Genomic DNA, 17,561 nt, shown 5'->3' with positions numbered 1-17,561 from the left:
GCGGCGCGTGGACCGGGCGCGATCAGCGGATCGGCGCCCGGTCGAGCGGAGCCGCGAAGAAGTCCCGCTCGAAGACGCTGGAGCGCAGGAACGCTCCTCGCATCGCAGCGCGTTCCCGCGGCGTCGCGTCCGCGGCGGCCTGCTCGGTGATGGCGATCGCCCTCTCGGTGGCGGCTGCGAACACCGGATCGGCGTAGCTGAGCAGCCAGTCCGCGGAGGGATGCTCCGCGCGGCCCGCGCTCGCCAGGCGTGAGCCGACATCGGCGGAGAGCCAGAAGGAGGGCAGCAGGGCGGCGACGATCTCGCCGTAGCCGCCGCGGGAGCCGACCGCGAGCAGATGATCGACGTAGCCGCGCGTGACCGGGGCGGGCTGCGCCTGCCTCCTGACGAGCCAGTCGCGGTGCAGCTGCGCCTTCGTCGCGAGAGCGGTTGCCGAGCCCTCGGCCCAGAAGACCTGCTCGATGGTGGTCGGCGCTCGCTGCGCCGCCACGGTCAGCAGCCGCGCGAACTCGGGGAGGTAGAGCGCGTCCTGCTCCAGATACCACTCGACATCCTCGCGCCTGAGGGAGCCGTCACCGAGCGCACGCACAAACGGCAGCGCGTCGATCTCGTCGCGGAGCCGCTGCGTCTCCGCCCAGACACTCGCGCAGAACGCCGGCGGGCGGAGGCGGTGGAAGTGGTCGATCGGGCCGGTGCCGGAGCCGACCGCGAGTGCCTCGGCGGCGCGCAGGGCGCCGGTCAGCCACTCCTTCGCCGCAGTCAGCGCCTCCACCAGCGCGTCGGAGCCGGCGTTGCGGCCGGCGCCGCGGCCTGCCAGGAGCGTCGCCATCGCGGAGGACAGCGAGCAGCCGGTGCCGTGAGTGTTCGCGGTGGCGACGCGCACGCCGGGTACCTCGCGCACCCGGCCGTCAGGGGTCAGGATCGCGTCCGGAGTGGCGGGGCCGTCGAGGTGGCCGCCCTTCACGAGGACGGCTGCGTCGAGGGTCCGCGCGAGGGCGGCACCCTGCGCGAGCGCGGTCGGCCAGTCGGAGGCGGTAGCGGCTCCGGCGAGCACGCCCAGCTCGGGGAGGTTCGGCGTCACCAGGTCGGCCCGACGGAGCAGAGTGCGGACGGCGTCCTCGGCCGCGGGGTCGAGTAGTCGGTGCCCACTGCTGGCGATCATCACCGGATCGACGACCACGACGGGCGGGCGGACGTCGTCGAGCCACTCCGTAACGACTCCGGCGTACTCGGCGGTGGCGAGCATCCCGATCTTCACCGCGTCGATCGTTACGTCGTCGCTCACCGCGTCGAGCTGCTCGCGGAGGAACGCGGCCGGCGGCAGGTGGACGGAGCGAACGCCGTGCGTGTTCTGCGCGACGAGGGCCGTCACGACGGCCATGCCGTAGCCGCCGAGCGCACCGATGGACTTGAGGTCGGCCTGGATACCCGCGCCGCCGGTCGGGTCGGTGCCGGCGATGCTGAGGACGCGGGGAATGCGCGGGGGGAGCGGGATACGCGGGGTGAGTGGGGTGGCTCGGGCGCGGAGGGCGGTTGCGGCCGCGCGGGTCGCGGCGCTGTCGGCGGTCATCGGTCCCACTGCGCCCGGATGCTGCGGGCGGCCTCCGTGGGGTCGACGGCGGTGCAGACCGCCGAGACCACGGCGAGCCCGGCGGCACCGGCACGCCGGAGCGGAGCCGCGTCCTGCGCGCCGACCCCGCCGATGGCGACGCAGGGGAGCGGTGTCGCAGTGGCGAGGGCCGCGAATCCGTCGACGCCGAGGGGCGCGGGGTGGTCGGGCTTGGTCGAGGTCGGCCGGATCACACCGACGCCGAGGTAGTCGACGGTGCCGGCAGGCAGGGCGCGGACAGCTGCGAGGTGCGCGGGAGTGTTCGCGGTGAGGCCGATCAGGGCGTCGGCTCCGAGGAGTGAGCGCGCGGCGACGACGGGCAGGTCGGACTGGCCGAGGTGGACGCCGTGCACGCGGGCACCGGCGAAGCGGGCGGCGAGGACCACGTCGACACGGTCGTCGACCAGCAGGGTGGTGCGCTCGGTGAGGACGGCGGCGACCGCGAGGGTCAGGGCGACGAGCTCGGCGGCCGAGGCGTCGTGATCGCGGATCTGGACGGTCGTGACTCCGCCCGCGACCGCCGCCGCGACGACGGCGGGTACGCCGCGTGCGCCGCACTGGGCGGTGTCGGTGACGAGCTGGAGCGAGAGGTCGATGCTCATGCGATCCGCGTGCCCGACTCGGTCTCGGCGGGTTGGAGGGCTGCGAGGGCGTCGAGGAGGCCGACGGCGAAGGAGCCGGGGCCACTGCTCGTCGTGGCGGCGCGCTCGGCGGCGAGGCCCCAGACGGCGCAGGCGTCGACGGCGGCGTCGAGCGGGCGGACACCTGCGCCGAGGAACGCGGCCATCACCGCGCCCAGTGCGCAGCCGCTGCCGGTCACCCGAGTCAGCAGCGGATGGCCACCGGTGACCCGGACGACGCGCTCGCCGTCGGTGACGAGATCGACCGCTCCCGAGACGGCGACGATCCCGCCCGTGCGGCGGGCGAGACGGCGGGCGGAGTCCAGGGCCTGCTCGACGGAGTCGACCGCGTCCACTCCGCGACCGCCTGCACCGGCTCCCGCCAGGGCGAGGATCTCGGAGGCGTTGCCGCGGATGATCGCGGGCCGCGCCTCCAGCAGCTCGATGGCGAGAGCGGTGCGCACGGGCAGCGGGCCGACGGCGACGGGATCGAGCACCCACGGGGTGCCCGCGCGGGTAGCCGCGGCGACTGCCTCCCGCGCGCCCTCGCGCTGCTCCGCTCCGGGCGTGCCGAGGTTGACGAGAACGGCGGAGGCAAGGCCCGCGAAGACGCCCGCCTCGCCGGGCAGATCGCACATTGCCGGGCTGGCGCCGAGGGCGAGCAGGCTGTTGGCGGTGAAGCCAATGACCACCGCGTTCGTGATGCATTGCACGAGCGGTTCGGCGGTGCGGAGCGCGGCGAGATCGCGGCCGACGGACGCCGGATCGGGCGGTGAGTCGGGCGGTGAGTCGGGCGCCGCGTCGGCGGGGAGGGACGGGTGGGCAGGCGTGCGAATGCTCATTCGCGACATCCCTTCGCTAGTACGAACTAGATCAGGTTCAACGGGTCTTTTCTCAGCCCAGGCGGGCACCCCGTGTCACTGCGCACGACCCTAGCAGCGGCCGCAGCGGCGCTTGCCTGCGTGTCCAGAAGCGAGCGGATCGCCGGAGGCGTCGTCAGCATCGGCCTCTCCGGCCGGGCTCCCGCCCGCCGCATCGGTCGAACCTCAGCCGGTGAGGATCGTGCTGTCGCCGCGGGGTCCGACGACGACGTGCAGCGCGATCGGTAGCCGCTCGCGCATCGCATCGACGTGGCTGATCAGGCCGATCGTGCGGCCGCCGGAGCGCAGCGCGTCGAGCGTGCCGAGCGCCGTCTCGAGCGTCTCGGCATCGAGTGAGCCGAAGCCCTCGTCAATGAACATGGTCTCGAGCGAGATCCCGCCGGACTGCGCCGTCACCACGTCGGCGAGACCGAGCGCGAGGGCCAGTGAGGCCAGGAAGGTCTCGCCGCCGGAGAGCGAGGCGGGCTGTCGCCGCACGCCGGTGAACGCGTCGAGCACGTCGATCCCAAGGCCGGAGGCGGCGCCGCGGTAGGCAAGCGAGTCGTCGTGGGCGAGGGCGTAGCGGCCGCTGGTCATCGCGTCGAGGCGGAGGTTCGCGGCGGCGATGATCTCTTCTAGGCGGCCGGCGAGAGCGAATGCCTCCAGGTCCATTCGCCGGGTGTTCTGCCCGCGGCCCGAGACGGTCTCGGCCAGGGCGCGCAGCTCCTCGTGGCGGCGGAGGCGCTCCTCGAGCGCGCCGAGGCGGCCCGCGGCCCCCGCAGCGAGCTCGGCAAGGCGCGAAGAGCGGTGTTCCAGCACGGAGAGGCGGGCTCGCGCCTCGTCACGACGGGCCGAGGCGTCGCGGGAGTGCTCCTCGGCGGCAGAGACATCGGCGGGCGTGTCGGGCAGTGCGCGCAGCTCGGGCTCGGCGAGGGTCGCCTCTGTCGTGTGGCGGCGCCGCTCGTGCTCGGCGACGGCCGCCTCGGCACGAACGCGGTCACCGCTTGCCAGTGCGGCGGACTCCGCCTCCCCGGCCGAGGCGAAGCCGCGGTCGAGGAGGACCTCGGCGAGCTCGGCCCGCACCGATACGGCCGTCTCGGTGCGCGTGCGGGCGGCCTCCTCGGCCTCGACCAGGGCGAGAGCACGGCGTCGCTGTAAGGAAAGATCCTCAGCGCGCGCCGTCACGCTGACCGCTCCGTCACGGGAGGCCTCGACCCGCGCGCGCAGCAGTCGCGACGACTCGGCGGCGGAGGCCGCAGCGCCCTCCAGCGCTTGGTGCTCGGCGCGAGCGGCGTCCCGGCTCGCGGTGAGTGCGTCGATCCGCGCCCTCAGCTCGATCCGCTCGCGGCGCAGGCCCTCGGCACGGGCGGCGGCGGCGCGGGCAGAGATCAGGCGCTCCTCGAGTGCGGCCCGGAGCGGTTCGAGTTCGGTTGCGTCGCCGACCCGCTCGTCGAGCGCGGCCAGGGCGAGGGCGGCGCTGCCCTCGCGCTCGCGGGCGGAGTCGAGGACGGCGGCCGCGCTCTCGACGGCGCGTCGCGCGCGGTCCAGGTCGGCAGTACCGACCGTCGTCGGTCCGTCGTGCTCGGCCGGGCGGGGATGCTCCCGCGAGCCGCAGACCGGACACGGCGCTCCCGGCGTCAGGCGCTCGGCGAGCTCGCCGGCGAATCCGGCGAATCGGCGCGCGACGAGGTCGGCCTGCTTGGCGGCGCGCTCCCCGTGCGCACGGGCCGCCTCCGCGTAGGCGGTCTGGAGAAGCCGGAGGTCTGCGGCGGCGAGGTCGCGCTCGCTGACTGCGGCGATCCTCCGCTCCAGGGCTGCGAACTCGTCGGTGCGCACGGCCACGGCGGCGGCCTCACCGGCGAGAGACTCCTCCTCGGCGGTCAGCGCGTCGACCCGGGCGGGCAGCTCGTTCAGCTCCTCCTCCAGGCCGGCCAGCGCGCTCGCCGCCGCCCGCTCGGCGCGTGCGGACTGCTCGGCGGCACGGTCCGCCTCCGGAAGCCGGCGCTCGTCGGCCAGCGCCTCGGCGAGGGCGCCCAGGGCGGCGGCGAGCCGTTCGGCCGTCTCGGCAGCCGGCCCCGTGGCAAAGTCGCCGTAAGCCTCGGCGGCGAGCTCGCGCTGCCGTAGCGCCGCCCGCTCCTTCTCGTCCGCCGCACGGGCCGAGCGGAGCAGCGGCAGCACCCCGTCGGAGCGGCGGGCGCGCTCGATCGCCGCTCGCTGGCGCTCGACGTGCGCCTCGGCGACGGACAACTCCTCCGCCTCGATCAGCGCGAGTCGACGCCGCTCCTGCCCGCGGGCGATGCGGCGGACCTCGTCGAGAGCGGTGCTCGCCGCTGCCTGCACCGCGTCGGCGGCCGCGGCGTCAGACCGGGCCGCATCGAGCGGGGCCGCGAGACGGGCCGGCAGCCCTGCGAACCAGGCCGCATCGGGAGCGGGCGGCTCGGCACCGTCGTCGACCAGCCGAGAGGCCTCGTCGGCGAGTGCAGTCACGGCCGCTCGCTCCTCCTCCAGCCCCACCTCGCTCGCATCGCGCTGCTCCAGCAGGCGCCGGCGGAGCAGATCGAAGCGCTCGGTCGCGAAGAGCGTGCGCAGGAGCCGCTGCCGGTCGTCGTTCTTCGCGAGCAGGAACTCGTGGAAGCGGTTTTGCGCGAGCAGGATCACCTGGAGGAACTGGTCCTTCGTCAGCCCGACGATGCCGCCGATGTCCCTGGCCACCTCCTTGGCGTTCGACGAGAGGCCGACCCACGAGCCGTCGATCTGCTCCAGCAGCTCGACCTTCGCGGGTTGAGTTGTCGTCCCCGAGCCGCGGCGCTTCGGCCGCGCGTACTCGGGCGAGCGGCGCACCCGGTAGACCCGCCCCGCCGCCTCGAACTCCAGCTCGGCGAAGGTCTCGTCCTCGGGCCCGCTGTGGTCGCTCCGCAGGCGCGAGGCCGTGCCGTCGAAGCGCGGGACTGAGCCGTAAAGCGCGAACGCGATCGCGTCGAGGATCGTCGACTTGCCTGCTCCTGTGCGGCCGGCGATGAGGTAGACGCCTACGTCCTCAAGCCGGTCGAAGTCGACGCACTGCTCGGCGCGGAACGGGCCGAGGCCTGCGAAGGCGAGGCGGCGGATCCTCACCGCAGAGCCTCGGCGTCGACCGCTGCGAGAGCGTCCAGGGTGAGGGCACGCTCGACGGCGGTGGCGCCGTGGCCGTCCCGGACATGCGCGAGGAAGTCGTCGACGACATCGACGTCGCTGCGCCCGCGGACCCGCTCGGCGTAGGCCCGCAGCTTGGCGGCGGCGTGCGGAGGCCGGTGCTCCAGCGTCGCGCAGCCCGGGAAGCGCGACTGCAGGCGCGCCATCGCCTCGAGCGGGCGTAGGGGATCCGTCAGCACCGCCGACACCCAGTCGCCCTCTACCTCGGCGAGCGACGGATCGCGCAGCAGCTGCTCCAACTCGCCCTCGATCACGCTCAACCGGCGCGGCACTGGGAGCGGCGACCACTCGACGCCCTCCAGCCCGTCGGCTCCGATCGTCACCAGCCAGGCGCCGCGCGGCTTCGCGGCCTCGCCGAACGAGTAGTGCAGCGGCGCCCCGGAGTACCGCACGCTCGGCGTGAGTTGGGCCCGCCCGTGGATGTGCCCGAGCGCTGCATAGTCGGCGGCGGCGAAGTGCTCGACCGAGACGTAGTCGAGCCCGCCCGCTGTGATGTCGCGCTCGAGCACCGCGGCCGGCGCCCCGACCGCGAAGCAGTGCGCGAGCACGATCCAGGGCCGACCGGCGGCCTCAGCGGCGGCACGGACCCGGCGCATCGCGAAAGCGAGCACGTCCTCGTGGCGCCGCAGCGGCTCCTCCGGGTGCCGGTGGCGGTAGAGCGCCGGCTCAAGGAAGGGGATGCCGTGCACGCCCACCTCGAGACCGGATGCGTCGCGGAGCACGACCGGCTCGGCGTAGGCCTCCGGATCGGTGAGCACATGCACGCCCGCGGTACGCAGCAGCCCCGCCTGGAAGCCGAGCCGGGCGGGGGAGTCGTGGTTGCCGCTGGTCAGCACGACGTCCGCCCCGGCCGCGCGGATCGCCTCGAGGATGCGGGTGAGCACCGTGTAGTGCTCGGCGGCGGGCACAGCGGAGTCGAAGACGTCTCCGGCGACCAGCACCGCGTCGACCTGCTCGGCGCGCACCGTCTCGACCAGGGCCTCGAGCACCGTCGCGAGCGCGGCCACGGTGGAGTGCCCGTGGAAGGTGCGGCCGATGTGCCAGTCGGAGGTGTGCAGCAGCTTCACGGTCGTCCTCTCTTCTGTGTTGTCTCTTTTGGGTCGTCTCTTTTGGGTCGTCTCTTCCGGGTCGTCTCTATCTGTGTCGTCCGGGAGTGACTCCAGGCTAGTGAGAGCCTCCGACACCGGTGGCGCAGCGGACACCTGCCGTTCATCCGGGGGTGCACAATAGGGCGTCGGTCGAGCATGAGGAGAAGGTCGTGAAGCTACCCCGCGTCCCCGCGACGATCCTCGGGCTGGGCTCGCGCACCCGTGCGGCCGCCGAGGACACCGCACCGATCCAGCGAATCCGCCCGGACGACGAGCCGGCGCGCACCAGCACCGTCGACAACGCGATCTACCAGGACGGCCACCGGGTCGTCTCACCGAGCAGCATCCCGGAGGCGCTCGCCGCCCTGCAGAAGCTGCCGGACGCGATGGCGTGGATCGGCCTCTACCGGCCGAATGCGGCCGAGCTGGCGGCGCTTGAGGACGAATTCTCGATGCATCCGCTCGCCCTCGAGGACGCGATCAGCGCGCACCAGCGGCCCAAGCTCGAGCGCTACGGCAGCGACATGTTCGTCGTTCTGCGCGCTGCCAGCTACTCCGACCAGCGCGAGGAGGTCGACTTCGGCGAGCTGCACCTGTTCGTCGGCGCGAACTTCGTCGTCACGGTCCGCCACTCCGAGAAGCCCGACCTCTCGCTGGTGCGCCGGCGGATGGAGGCCGACCCGGAGCTGCTGCGCGTCGGCCCGGTCGCTGTGCTCTACGCGATCCTCGACGCCGTGGTGGATCAGTACTCGCCCGTGGTTGCGGGGCTTGAAAACGACATCGACGAGATCGAGGCGCAGGTCTTCGAGGGCGACCCGGCGGTGTCCCGCCGCATCTACGAGCTCAGCCAGGAGGTGCTCGACTTCCAGCGCGCGGTCGCTCCCCTGACCGGCATGCTCACCCGGCTCGTCACCGACTTCGAGGTGTTCCAGTCGGATGTGGAGCTGCGCCGCTACATCCGCGACGTCGCCGATCACGTCGCGCTGGTCACCGAGCGGGTCGACGGTTTCCGCACGACGCTCCGCGAGATTCTGGCCGTGAACGCGACCCTCGTCGCTCAGCGCCAGAACGAGGACATGAAGAAGCTGGCGGAGGTGGGCAACCAGCAGAACGACGAGGTCAAGCGGATTTCGGCCTGGGCGGCCATCTTCTTCGCGCCGACCATGATTTCGAGCATCTACGGGATGAATTTCGACGTGATGCCCGAGCTGCACGTCGCCTGGGGCTATCCGGCGTCGCTCGCGGCAATGGTCGCTTCGAGCGTGGTCCTGCACCGGCTGTTCACGCGCTGGGGCTGGCTCTGAGTGTCTGAGCCGCCTGTCAGCTGCGCGATGGTCGCCAGAGAGACGGCAGTGGTGCTCGTCGTCGCATCGCCGCCCGCGCGGTGGACACTTTCGTCTGGGAAGCGTGATGATCCTGCAGCGGGTCAGAGTCGTGCCGAGAATCCGCCATCGGCGGTGAGGAGCTGGCCGGTCATCCATCTGCCCTCCGCGGACAGGAGGAAGGCGACGACGGCGGCGATGTCGGTCGGGGTGCCGAGTCGTCCGAGCGGGTGCTGAGTGGTGAGGGCCGCTCGGAGAGAGTCGTCTATCCAGCCGGTGTCGATCGGCCCGGGGTTCACGACGTTCGCGGAAATGCGAAGGGGGCCGAGCTCACGGGCAGCGGAGATGACGATGCGGTCGAGCGCTCCCTTGGAGGCGCCGTAGGGGAGGTTCCCGGTTGTGTGGTCGCTGGTGAAGGCGACGATCGCACCTCCCCTTTCTCCACTTTGCCGGGCGAATGCGGCGATGAGAAGCAGGGACGCGCGGGCGTTGACGGCGAAGTGCTGGTCCACGCTCTCGGCGGTGGTGTCGAGGATCCCCGATTCCACGTCGTGAGCATGGCTGAGAACTAAGGCCTCAATCGGCCCGTACCTGCTCGAGACTTCGGTGACGAGCGTCGCCGGGCCCTCTGCGGTCGACAGGTCGCAGGGGATATCGCCTGCGTGAAGGTCGCTGGTCACGACGGTCCAGCCGTCCTTGGTTAGGCGAGGCACGATGCCGGCGGCGATGCTGTTCGCGCGCGCAGCGCCGGTCACAAGAGCGAGAGGCATGCCCTGAGAATTGCGTTCCTGTGCAGGCGACGTCTCTGTGCGGTGCGCGGGTGGAATCCGGCACGGTGAGTACGTTCGGAGGAGCGACTCGAACCACGCCTGCGGATGTCCAAGGCTCCGGGTAGCGTCGCTCGCGGGCCGTGCGGCCCCTGAGTAATGAGGACCCGGATGGGCGGGCTTCCGTTGGCTGATCGACTTCTGCGAGAGCGCCGGTGTGCCCGTGCAACGGCGCACCGCCTCCAGCTACGCGCAGACGCCCGAGGGAGCGGACGCCGTGCTGAAGGAGCACGCCACCGCTCGCCGCTTCGGCCTCGCGACCCGGCTCGTCGGCGAGCTCGACGTCCCGTTCCCCAGCACGGTCGCGGTCGCGCTCGACGACCAGGCCCAGTTCGACCCGATGGACGTCTCACCGCGCTCGCCGCCGACTTCCGCGCCGCTGGCGACACTCTGGTGCAGGGTGTGCGCGCCCTCGGCATGCGCGCCACTGCCCCCGTGCAGGTGCGCACCAGCGCCGGACCGGTGACGGGGGACCGCGCCTACCTGCTCACGGGCGCGCCGATCCTGGACCGCGGTCTCTACCTCGCCAAGCGCGCCGCGCTGCGGTCATCCGCGATCGCGTTCCACACCGACGCGGTGATCCCCGACGGGATGTACCTCTCGGTCGATGAGCCATCGCGCTCGGTGCGCGATGCCGAGAGCGAGGGGGAACGTCGCCTGCTCGTCGGCGGCAACGGCCATCCGGTGGGGCGTCGGCCGGTCACCTCGGAGGCGGTGGAGGACCTGATCGCGTGGACGCGGCGCTCCTTCCCGGGCGCGGAGCCGGTGGCGCAGTGGAGCGCGCACGACTCCCTTCCACCGCGTACCGTTCGTCGGCTGGCTGCCGCGCCTCTGCGGGCGCTGAGGCGCCTCCTCGACCATCCCGGCTCGCGAACCACGCTGGTCGAGTAGCGCGCCGATCCAGACCCACCCCGAGCGATGCGGACCGCCTCCCGGGCCCGTCAGTCCTCGTCGGCTCCGGGCTCCGCGACCTTCTCACCGTCGGCGCCCGAAGCGTCGCCAGTCGTGTGTAGGTCGGTGTCGCCCGGGATGCTGAAATCGCTCAGCGGGTCGAGGGGCTTCTTGTCGTCGGTGCCATCGCTGTCGTCGCTCATGCCTCTCACCCTACGAGCGTCCGGCGAGGCGCTGCACCGCGGCGACCGGGATCGACAGCCACTCTGGCCGGTTGCGGGCCTCGTAGATCGCCTCGTAGACGGCCTTGTCAAGTTCGAAAGCGTCGAGGACCGCCCGGTGCGCGGTGACCGCGTCGCCAGCTCGCTCGGTGTACCCATCGAGGAAGGCGGCACGACTTGCAGCCGCCCAGGCCGCCCGGGAGGAGCCCGGCTCGGCCTGCTCGTGCGCTCCCGCCGCGTAGTCGAAAGAGCGCAGCATCCCGGCGACGTCGCGCAGCGCCACATCCGGCAACCGACGCTCGTGCATCGGCCTCAGCGGCTCGCCCTCGAAGTCCAGCAGCACCCAGCCGCGGCCGGGCACCGAGAGCACCTGGCCGAGGTGGTAGTCGCCGTGGATGCGCTGGAGCCGCGGCCACGGCGCGCCCTCGGCGGCGCTGAACACGGCCTCGATCGCCTCCGAGTCCTCAGCGATGACGGGGACCTCGGCCGACGCGATGCGCAGCCTTCGACGCATGGTCGCGACCATCCGCTCGACGACCCCGGACGTGGTGTCCTCGGTCGGCATGACCTCGGCGAGCGTCGCGTGCACCTCGGCGGTGGCACGGCCCAGCTCGCGGGCGGGGCCGGTGAAGTCGGAGTCGGCGGCGGCCGCTTCGAGGGCGACGCGCCAGGCGTCCTGCACGCCGGGGAGGAACTCCTGCGCAAAGGCGAGGTGACCGAAGGCACGACCCGTCTCCTCGCCCTCATCGTCCCACTCGCCGGTCACAGTGCCGATCACGGGTGGGACGAGGGCGCTGCCGGCGGCGTTGAGGGCCGACTGGACGGTCACGTCCGGGTTGTCGCCGTGGTGCAGGGCGCGGAACACCTTTACGATCACCGGCGTCGCGGCGGATCCGTCGTCTGCGGTCGTGCGGATGATCACCGAGGTGTTCGACTGCTCGCCGCTGAGGACCTTCGAGGACTCGAACTCACCGATCACGGCTCCCGGCTGCCGGTGCCCCTGCGCACGCGCGCCACCGTGGGCGCCGTCCTCGTCGGAGCGGAGGTCGTCGCCGATCATGGCGAGCAGAGCGCGGGAGAAGACCGGGTCGCGCGGTGCGTCGTACACCCAGTGCGCGTCGTCGGAGTAGACGAGGGCGTCCTCGAGGCCGGCCACAGGAGCCGCATGCACCGTCACCGGCACCTGGTAGAGGACCGGGCTGGTTCCGGCCCGGTCGAGGAAAAGGTGGTCCACCACCTCCGCGTCTCCGGGGTGCAGCGACCAGGCGCCGCGGACCTCCAGCTCGGGGCGCCGCCCTTTACTCGCGTACCATCTCTGATCCGCCACCCATGCGGCGATTCGGTCGATCGACAGGCCTGCGCTCATGCTCTTCCCTCCGTCGGCACCCCGACCCTACTGGCCGCTGACGGCGGGTGGAGGGGCTTGCGGCGCCCAGGCCGAGCCGCCCGATCAGGCCAGGCCGAGCACGTCCAGCATCCAGGCGTACTCGAACGCGATCTCGCGCCAGCGCTCGTAGCGCCCGCTGACTCCGCCGTGCCCTGCCGTCATCTCCGTGCGCAGCAGAGCGGGAGCACCGACCTCGCGCAGTCGCGCCACCCACTTCGCCGGCTCCACGTAGAGCACCCGGGTGTCGTTCAGGCTCGTCGTTGCGAGGATCCGCGGGTACTGCACATCCTCCCGCACGTTCTCGTACGGCGAGTACGACTTCATGTAGGCGTACACCTCGGCGTCGTGCAGCGGGTCGCCCCACTCGTCCCACTCGATCACCGTCAGCGGCAGCGACGGATCGAGGATCGACGTGAGCGCGTCGACGAACGGCACCTGCGCGAGGATCCCGGCGAACGCCTCCGGGGCGAGGTTCGCGACCGCGCCCATCAGTAGGCCGCCGGCCGATCCGCCCTGCGCGACCAGCCGCTGCGGGGTGGTGAACCCTGCGTCGACCAGGTGCCGCGCCGCCGAGACGAAGTCGGTGAAGGTCGTCCGCTTGGTCAGCGTCTTCCCGTTCTCATACCAGGAGCGGCCCATCTCTCCACCGCCGCGCACATGCGCGATCGCGAAGACGACCCCCCGGTCCAGTAGCGAGAGGCGCGCGATCGAGAAGCCCGGGTCGATGCTCGCTTCGTACGATCCGTAGCCGTAGAGAAGGAGGGGCGCCGGTGCCGAGTCCGGGTCGGCGGCGTCGCGGCGCCAGACAAGCGAGAGCGGCACGCGCGTGCCGTCCTCGGCGACCGCCCACTCCCGCCGCTGCACGTAGAGCGCTGGGTCGTAGTCGCCGAGCACCGGCTGCTGCTTGAGGACGGTACGCTCGCCGGTCGCGACGGTGAGCGCGAGCACGGTCGAGGGGGTAACGAAGGAGGTGTACGCGAGGCGGAGCGAGGTCTGCTCCCACTCCGGGTTCCCGGCCAGGCCCGCGTCGTAGAGCGGCTCGTCGAAGACGATCTCCTCCAGCCGTGCGTCGCCGCCGTCCTCGCGGAGCAGCCCGAGCCGGGTGGCCCCGTCGGCGCGGTAGGAGACGACAACGTGTCCGGCGAAGGCATCGACGCCCTCGATCCGGCGACCCTCCTGGTGCGGCACCACCACGCGGCGCTCGCGGGCCCGGGCGTCGGCGTCGAGCGCGAGGTCGGCGGGCTCCTCGACGATCTCGAAGTCGAGGGCTCCGTCGTTGTGCACGATCAGAAAGCGGTCGCGCCCGTCGATGACGGCGTGCTCCACCTCGTACTCCACGCCCTCGCGGCGCGGCCAGACCGAGCGGAAGGAGCCGGTCGGGTCCGATGCGTCTAGCACCAGGCACTCGCTGGTGATCTTGCTGCCGATCTCGATGACGAGGAAGCGGCGGCTGCGGGTGAGCCCCACACCGATCCAGTAGCGCTCGTCGGGCTCGGCGAAGACGACCTCGTCGGGGACGCCACCGCCGACCGCGTGGCGCCAGATGGTGTCGGGGCGCCACGACTCATCGACGGTCGGGTAGAAGACGAAGCGGGCGTCCGCGCCGAAGGTCGCTCCGCCGCCGGTGCCCTCGATCACGTCGGGCAGGTCCTCGCCGGTCTGGAGGTCGCGGATGCGCAGGGTGTATCGCTCGTCGCCCTCGACGTCGGTGCCGAAGAGGAGGTAGCGACCGTCGGCGGAGACGTCGAAGCTGCCGAGCGAGAAGAAGTCGTGCCCCTCCGCCTGCGCGTTGCCGTCCAGAACGACCTGCTCGCCCCTCAGCGGTCCGCCCTCGGCAATCGACGGCGGCGTCCAGTCGTCCGGCCCGGTGATCGGCGCGCGGCAGTGCACAGCGTACTGGCGCCCCTCGTAGGAGCGCGAGAAGTACCACCACGAGCCCTCGCGCACGGGGACCGAGAGGTCGGTCTCCTTCGTGCGGGAGCGGATCTCCTCGAACAGGCGCTCGCGCAGCGGTGCCAGGGGAGCCAGCGTCGCCTCGGTATAGGCGTTCTCGGCTTCGAGGTGCGCGATCACCTCGGGGTTCTCCTTTCCGCGCAGCCACTCGTAGGGGTCGAGCACCACGTCGCCGTGATGACGGCGCTCCAGGGGGACACGGCGGGCGACGGGCGGAACGGGCACGGTCATCGCTCCAGCCTAGGGCGAGGGCGCGCCGGGCCGCCCCGGGGTGCCCGGCAGGCGCCGAGCGTGACCACAATGGAGCATGGCCAGCGGTGCGGAGAACGAGTCGGCGACGTCCCCGGCGAGCGGCGGGCGGAGGGTGCAGACCGAGGTCGAGCGCAAGTACGACGTGGACGCCGACACCCGCCTCCCCGACCTCGCCGGCGCCGGGATCGTGGCGACCGCGCGCGCCGAGCAGCCGGTGACGCTCCACGCCGAATACTTCGACACCCTCGACCGCGCGCTCTCCCGGGCGCGCATCACGCTGCGCCGTCGCGAAGGCGGAGCCGACCAGGGCTGGCACGTCAAACTGCCCGGCTCCTCGGGCCGCACCGAGATCCATTCGGATCTCACGCCCTCGCGGACTGTGCCGTCCGTCGTGCGCGAGTCCGTGCTCGGCCAGGTCGGGCGCGCACCGCTGGAGCCGCTGGCGCTGCTTGAGACCGTCCGCTCGGTCACCCGCGTCGTCGATTCCCGAGGCAGACAGCTCGCCGAGATCGCCGACGACCTGGTGATTGCGCGCGACCAGCGCACTGGACGCGAGCGGCGCTGGCGGGAGTGGGAGGTCGAGCTGGTCGACGTCCCGGGAGAGGAGGGGGAGCGGATCCTCGACGCGATCGAGCAGCGCCTGCTCGCCGCGGGCGCCCGCCCGGCCGCGAGCGCCTCCAAGCTTGCCCGAGCCACGGGCGGCCCGATCGACGAGCCGGTTCCGGATCCGCGCGACGGCGGGGAGGCGGCGCTCGCCGCGGTCCGCTCACTCCTGCGGGAGCTGCGCGCCGTGGACCCCTGCGTGCGCCTCGAGGCCGACGACGCCCTGCACCGGATGCGCGTACTCACCCGCCGGCTCCGCTCCGTTCTCGCCGCCTCCCGCTCCGTGCTCGATCGCGCAGCCACCGATCCCGTGCGCGACGAACTGCGCTGGCTCGGCGGTGTCCTCGGCGCCGCCCGCGATCAGGAGGTACTCACCGACAGGTTCCGCGCGTCCCTCGCCGCAGTCCAGGGCGCTCCGAGCGTCCCCTCCGCTCTACTGGAGGAGATCGAGCGGAGGCACGCGGCAGCGCTGCGCCGCGTCGCCCGCACCCTGCGCGGCGGCCGCTACCTCGCGCTCCTCGCCTCGCTCGACGTCCTGCTCGCCGATCCGCCCCGCACCGCCAAGGCGAACTCGAGCGCGACGGCGCTGGTGCGTCGCTCGGTCGCGAAGGAGCTCTCGCGGATCGCGGACGCCCGCGCGACGATGTTGGGCGGCTCGCTCGAGGCCCGGCACGACCTGCGGAAGGCGGCGAAGCGGCTCCGCTACACCGTTGAGGCCTGGCGTGCGGTCGTCCCCGAGGCAGTCGGTGCTCGCCGACGCTCGCTCGCCGAGGCGGCTGAGGACCTCGCGGACGCGCTGGGGGAGGAGCGCGACGCGCTCGCCGCTCGCGCGCTGATCCTCGACCAGGCCGACCGCAGCGGCGAGGGCGCCTTCGCGCTCGGTGTCGTCGCGGCCGAGGAGCGGCATCGCGCCCGCCGGACCGCGAAGGTCGCCGAGAAGGCGATGACCCGTCTGGAGTCGCTGTCAAGCTGACGGCCCGGTCACACACACGAAATCCACGGCGGATAATGTGAATCATGCCTTCTGTCCGTGCTCTTCCGTCACCGCTCCTGCGCCCGCGCCACTTCGACCGCGACGACGTCGTGGTCCATGCCGGCCTGTTCTCGCTGGTGAACTCGAGTACGACGCCGCGCGCGGCCTGGACCGAAGACTTGATCGCGATCGGCGAGGTCCTCGACGCCGCCGAATTCCCCTACCGCCTCATTCGCGGCACCAACGGTTCGCCGTTCCTCGCGGTCGACCGCATGCTGGGCGCGGAGCTGGCGACGCTGCTTGCTCGCGCCTTCGCGACCGAACCCTTTTACACGAAGACCGTCGACAAGCGCGGCACCCCGCCGCAGTTGCTGGCCGAGGGGGTTCTGGCGCCATATCCGCGCGCCGCCGTGTTCAAGCTGTTCCGCCCGCGCGTCTCCTCCACCGGATCGCTGCGCTACGGCGCCCGGAGTGGGGTCCGCCTGGAGCTGTGGAAGGTCGGCGAGGAGGAAATCATCACTCCCGCCGAGAACGCGCTGATGCGCAACAGCCTTCCCGTCGCCGAGGCGATCGACGCGCACGTCGAGGCCTACGGCCGCACCTGGCCGACGTTCGAGGGCATGTTCGAGCCGTTGGTCAGCGACATCCGCTTTGAGATCGACATTGTGTTTTCGTGGGTGGACGGCACCGATCTCGAATTCCAGCGCGCCCGCGCGGCCCGGATGTCCAGCTACGTGGTGGGCGAGGGCGACGACGCCCCCGCGCGCTTCCGCCAGATCGACGAACTGAAGTATGCCCTGCGCAGCGTCTACATGTATGCCCCGTGGATCCGGCGCATCTACATCGTCACCGACTCCCCGCGCCCGCGCTGGCTCGACGAGCACCCCGACGTGACGCTCGTGCGCAGCGAGGACCACTTCCGCGACCTCTCCGTGCTGCCCACCCACAACTCCCACGCCGTCGAGAGCCAGCTGCACCGCATCCCGGGTCTGGCGGAGCACTTCCTCTACTCCAACGACGACATGTTCTTCGGGCGTCCGGTCGATCCGTCGATCTTCTTCTCGCCCGGAGGCATCACCAAGTTCATCGAGGCGACCACGCGCATCGGCATGGGCGACTCCAACGCCTCGCGCAGCGGCTTCGAGAACGCGGCCCGCGTCAACCGGCGCCTACTGCGCGAGCGCTTCGGGGCGATGACGACGCGCCACCTCGAGCACGCCGCCACTCCGCTCCGCAAGAGCGTGATGGCCGAGCTGGAGGCCGAGTTCGAGCCGGAGTTCACCGCGACGGCGGCTAGTCGCTTCCGCTCGGCGAGCGACGTCTCCGTCACCAACTCGCTCTACCATTACTACGCGCTGATGACCGGGCGCGCGGTGGTGCAGGAGAATGCCGCCGTGAAGTATGTCGACACGACGATGCACCAGGGCCTGAAGGACATGCGCAAGCTCCTGAAGAACCGCGGAGTCGACTTCTTTTGCCTCAACGACGGCAGCTTCCCCGAGATCTCGGCGGAGGCGCGCACCAAGGCCGTCATCGGGTTCCTCGAGGAGTACTACCCGATCCCGGCCCCCTGGGAGCGCGAGGACTGAGCGCTGGGGCGGGCCGTCGGCGCCAGGCGCGGACGCCTGCCCGCGCGCCGTGCGATTCGCAGGCCTCCGTGCGATTCGCAGGCCCCTGTGCGATTCGCAGGCCCCTGTGCGATTCGCAGGGGATCTGAACCGCCGTGCCTTGTGCAGGCGGACGAGAGCGCTCTCCGGTACCAA

14 protein-coding genes and 1 riboswitch are annotated in these 17,561 nt (G+C 72.2%); of the genes, 5 read left to right on the top strand and 9 right to left on the bottom strand.

What is annotated here, in order from left to right; genetic code table 11:
- Positions 1–22: 22 nt before the first annotated feature.
- The 5 genes from thiD to C1O28_RS07930 form a co-directional block, all read right to left on the bottom strand.
- Positions 23–1,570, bottom strand: coding sequence for a bifunctional hydroxymethylpyrimidine kinase/phosphomethylpyrimidine kinase (thiD, locus tag C1O28_RS07950; protein ID WP_097167266.1), 1,548 nt, complete (start codon positions 1,568–1,570; stop codon positions 23–25).
- A complete protein-coding gene (thiE, locus tag C1O28_RS07945) occupies positions 1,567–2,211 on the bottom strand; it encodes a thiamine phosphate synthase (protein ID WP_097167265.1) in 645 nt (214 codons plus the stop codon). Before thiE ends, thiD begins: the two co-directional genes overlap by 4 nt.
- Complete coding sequence (thiM, locus tag C1O28_RS07940) at positions 2,208–3,071, bottom strand: hydroxyethylthiazole kinase (RefSeq protein ID WP_097167264.1); 864 nt, start codon at positions 3,069–3,071, stop codon at positions 2,208–2,210. Before thiM ends, thiE begins: the two co-directional genes overlap by 4 nt.
- Positions 3,063–3,154: riboswitch (TPP riboswitch) on the bottom strand. (Overlaps the previous gene by 9 nt.)
- Before the next feature lie 121 nt (positions 3,155–3,275).
- On the bottom strand, positions 3,276–6,203 hold the full coding sequence (locus C1O28_RS07935; RefSeq protein WP_097167263.1) for an AAA family ATPase: 2,928 nt from the start codon (positions 6,201–6,203) through the stop codon (positions 3,276–3,278).
- The gene (locus C1O28_RS07930) at positions 6,200–7,348 is read right to left on the bottom strand and encodes an exonuclease SbcCD subunit D (protein ID WP_097167262.1); all 1,149 of its coding nucleotides are present in this window, start codon (positions 7,346–7,348) and stop codon (positions 6,200–6,202) included. The genes C1O28_RS07935 and C1O28_RS07930 overlap by 4 nt, the downstream gene beginning before the upstream one ends.
- A gap of 191 nt (positions 7,349–7,539) precedes the next feature.
- Between C1O28_RS07930 and C1O28_RS07925 the strand changes: the two genes are divergently transcribed.
- Entirely contained in the window at positions 7,540–8,673 is a 1,134-nt protein-coding gene (locus C1O28_RS07925) for a magnesium and cobalt transport protein CorA (RefSeq protein ID WP_102063265.1), read from the top strand.
- A gap of 122 nt (positions 8,674–8,795) precedes the next feature.
- On the opposite strand, the gene C1O28_RS07920 is transcribed toward C1O28_RS07925, so the two are convergent.
- Positions 8,796–9,461 carry an SDR family oxidoreductase gene (locus C1O28_RS07920; RefSeq protein WP_097167261.1) on the bottom strand — a complete coding sequence of 222 codons (666 nt, stop codon included), beginning with the start codon at positions 9,459–9,461 and terminating at the stop codon, positions 8,796–8,798.
- A 220-nt stretch (positions 9,462–9,681) separates the two neighbouring features.
- On the opposite strand from C1O28_RS07920, the gene C1O28_RS15120 reads away from it, so the two are divergent.
- Entirely contained in the window at positions 9,682–9,984 is a 303-nt protein-coding gene (locus C1O28_RS15120) for a hypothetical protein (RefSeq protein WP_146077372.1), read from the top strand.
- Positions 9,954–10,409 (top strand): FAD-binding oxidoreductase/lyase, encoded by a 456-nt coding sequence (locus C1O28_RS07915; RefSeq protein ID WP_164861111.1) that lies wholly within the window; start codon positions 9,954–9,956, stop codon positions 10,407–10,409. The genes C1O28_RS15120 and C1O28_RS07915 overlap by 31 nt, the downstream gene beginning before the upstream one ends.
- Positions 10,410–10,459: 50 nt before the next feature.
- Here the strand turns inward: C1O28_RS07915 and C1O28_RS15115 are convergent, their stop codons facing one another.
- The 3 genes from C1O28_RS15115 to C1O28_RS07905 all read right to left on the bottom strand — a co-directional run bounded on the left by C1O28_RS15115 (position 10,460) and on the right by C1O28_RS07905 (position 14,201).
- The gene (locus C1O28_RS15115) at positions 10,460–10,612 is read right to left on the bottom strand and encodes a hypothetical protein (RefSeq protein WP_160487464.1); all 153 of its coding nucleotides are present in this window, start codon (positions 10,610–10,612) and stop codon (positions 10,460–10,462) included.
- A 10-nt stretch (positions 10,613–10,622) separates the two neighbouring features.
- The gene (locus C1O28_RS07910) at positions 10,623–11,996 is read right to left on the bottom strand and encodes a maltokinase N-terminal cap-like domain-containing protein (RefSeq protein ID WP_097167258.1); all 1,374 of its coding nucleotides are present in this window, start codon (positions 11,994–11,996) and stop codon (positions 10,623–10,625) included.
- 84 nt (positions 11,997–12,080) lie between these two features.
- Complete coding sequence (locus C1O28_RS07905) at positions 12,081–14,201, bottom strand: S9 family peptidase (RefSeq protein ID WP_097167257.1); 2,121 nt, start codon at positions 14,199–14,201, stop codon at positions 12,081–12,083.
- A 76-nt stretch (positions 14,202–14,277) separates the two neighbouring features.
- Between C1O28_RS07905 and C1O28_RS07900 the strand changes: the two genes are divergently transcribed.
- The gene (locus C1O28_RS07900) at positions 14,278–15,798 is read left to right on the top strand and encodes a CYTH and CHAD domain-containing protein (protein WP_097167256.1); all 1,521 of its coding nucleotides are present in this window, start codon (positions 14,278–14,280) and stop codon (positions 15,796–15,798) included.
- Positions 15,799–15,842: 44 nt separating this feature from the next.
- Complete coding sequence (locus C1O28_RS07895; protein ID WP_097167255.1) at positions 15,843–17,387, top strand: stealth family protein; 1,545 nt, start codon at positions 15,843–15,845, stop codon at positions 17,385–17,387.
- The last annotated feature ends 174 nt before the right edge of the window (positions 17,388–17,561 follow it).

Source organism: Rathayibacter rathayi (genome assembly GCF_004011095.1).
In the GTDB taxonomy this organism is placed as follows: domain Bacteria; phylum Actinomycetota; class Actinomycetes; order Actinomycetales; family Microbacteriaceae; genus Rathayibacter; species Rathayibacter rathayi.
This window is presented reverse-complemented; position numbering and strand designations above follow the sequence as displayed.

What these genes read in the sequence shown, in the direction of transcription:
- thiD (WP_097167266.1), bottom strand. Translation starts at nt 1,570, where the DNA reads ATGACCGCCGACAGCGCCGCGACCCGCGCGGCCGCAACCGCCCTCCGC.
- thiE (WP_097167265.1), bottom strand. Translation starts at nt 2,211, where the DNA reads ATGAGCATCGACCTCTCGCTCCAGCTCGTCACCGACACCGCCCAGTGC.
- thiM (WP_097167264.1), bottom strand. Translation starts at nt 3,071, where the DNA reads ATGAGCATTCGCACGCCTGCCCACCCGTCCCTCCCCGCCGACGCGGCG.
- C1O28_RS07920 (WP_097167261.1), bottom strand. Translation starts at nt 9,461, where the DNA reads ATGCCTCTCGCTCTTGTGACCGGCGCTGCGCGCGCGAACAGCATCGCC.
- C1O28_RS15115 (WP_160487464.1), bottom strand. Translation starts at nt 10,612, where the DNA reads ATGAGCGACGACAGCGATGGCACCGACGACAAGAAGCCCCTCGACCCG.
- C1O28_RS07910 (WP_097167258.1), bottom strand. Translation starts at nt 11,996, where the DNA reads ATGAGCGCAGGCCTGTCGATCGACCGAATCGCCGCATGGGTGGCGGAT.
- C1O28_RS07905 (WP_097167257.1), bottom strand. Translation starts at nt 14,201, where the DNA reads ATGACCGTGCCCGTTCCGCCCGTCGCCCGCCGTGTCCCCCTGGAGCGC.
- C1O28_RS07900 (WP_097167256.1), top strand. Translation starts at nt 14,278, where the DNA reads ATGGCCAGCGGTGCGGAGAACGAGTCGGCGACGTCCCCGGCGAGCGGC.
- C1O28_RS07895 (WP_097167255.1), top strand. Translation starts at nt 15,843, where the DNA reads ATGCCTTCTGTCCGTGCTCTTCCGTCACCGCTCCTGCGCCCGCGCCAC.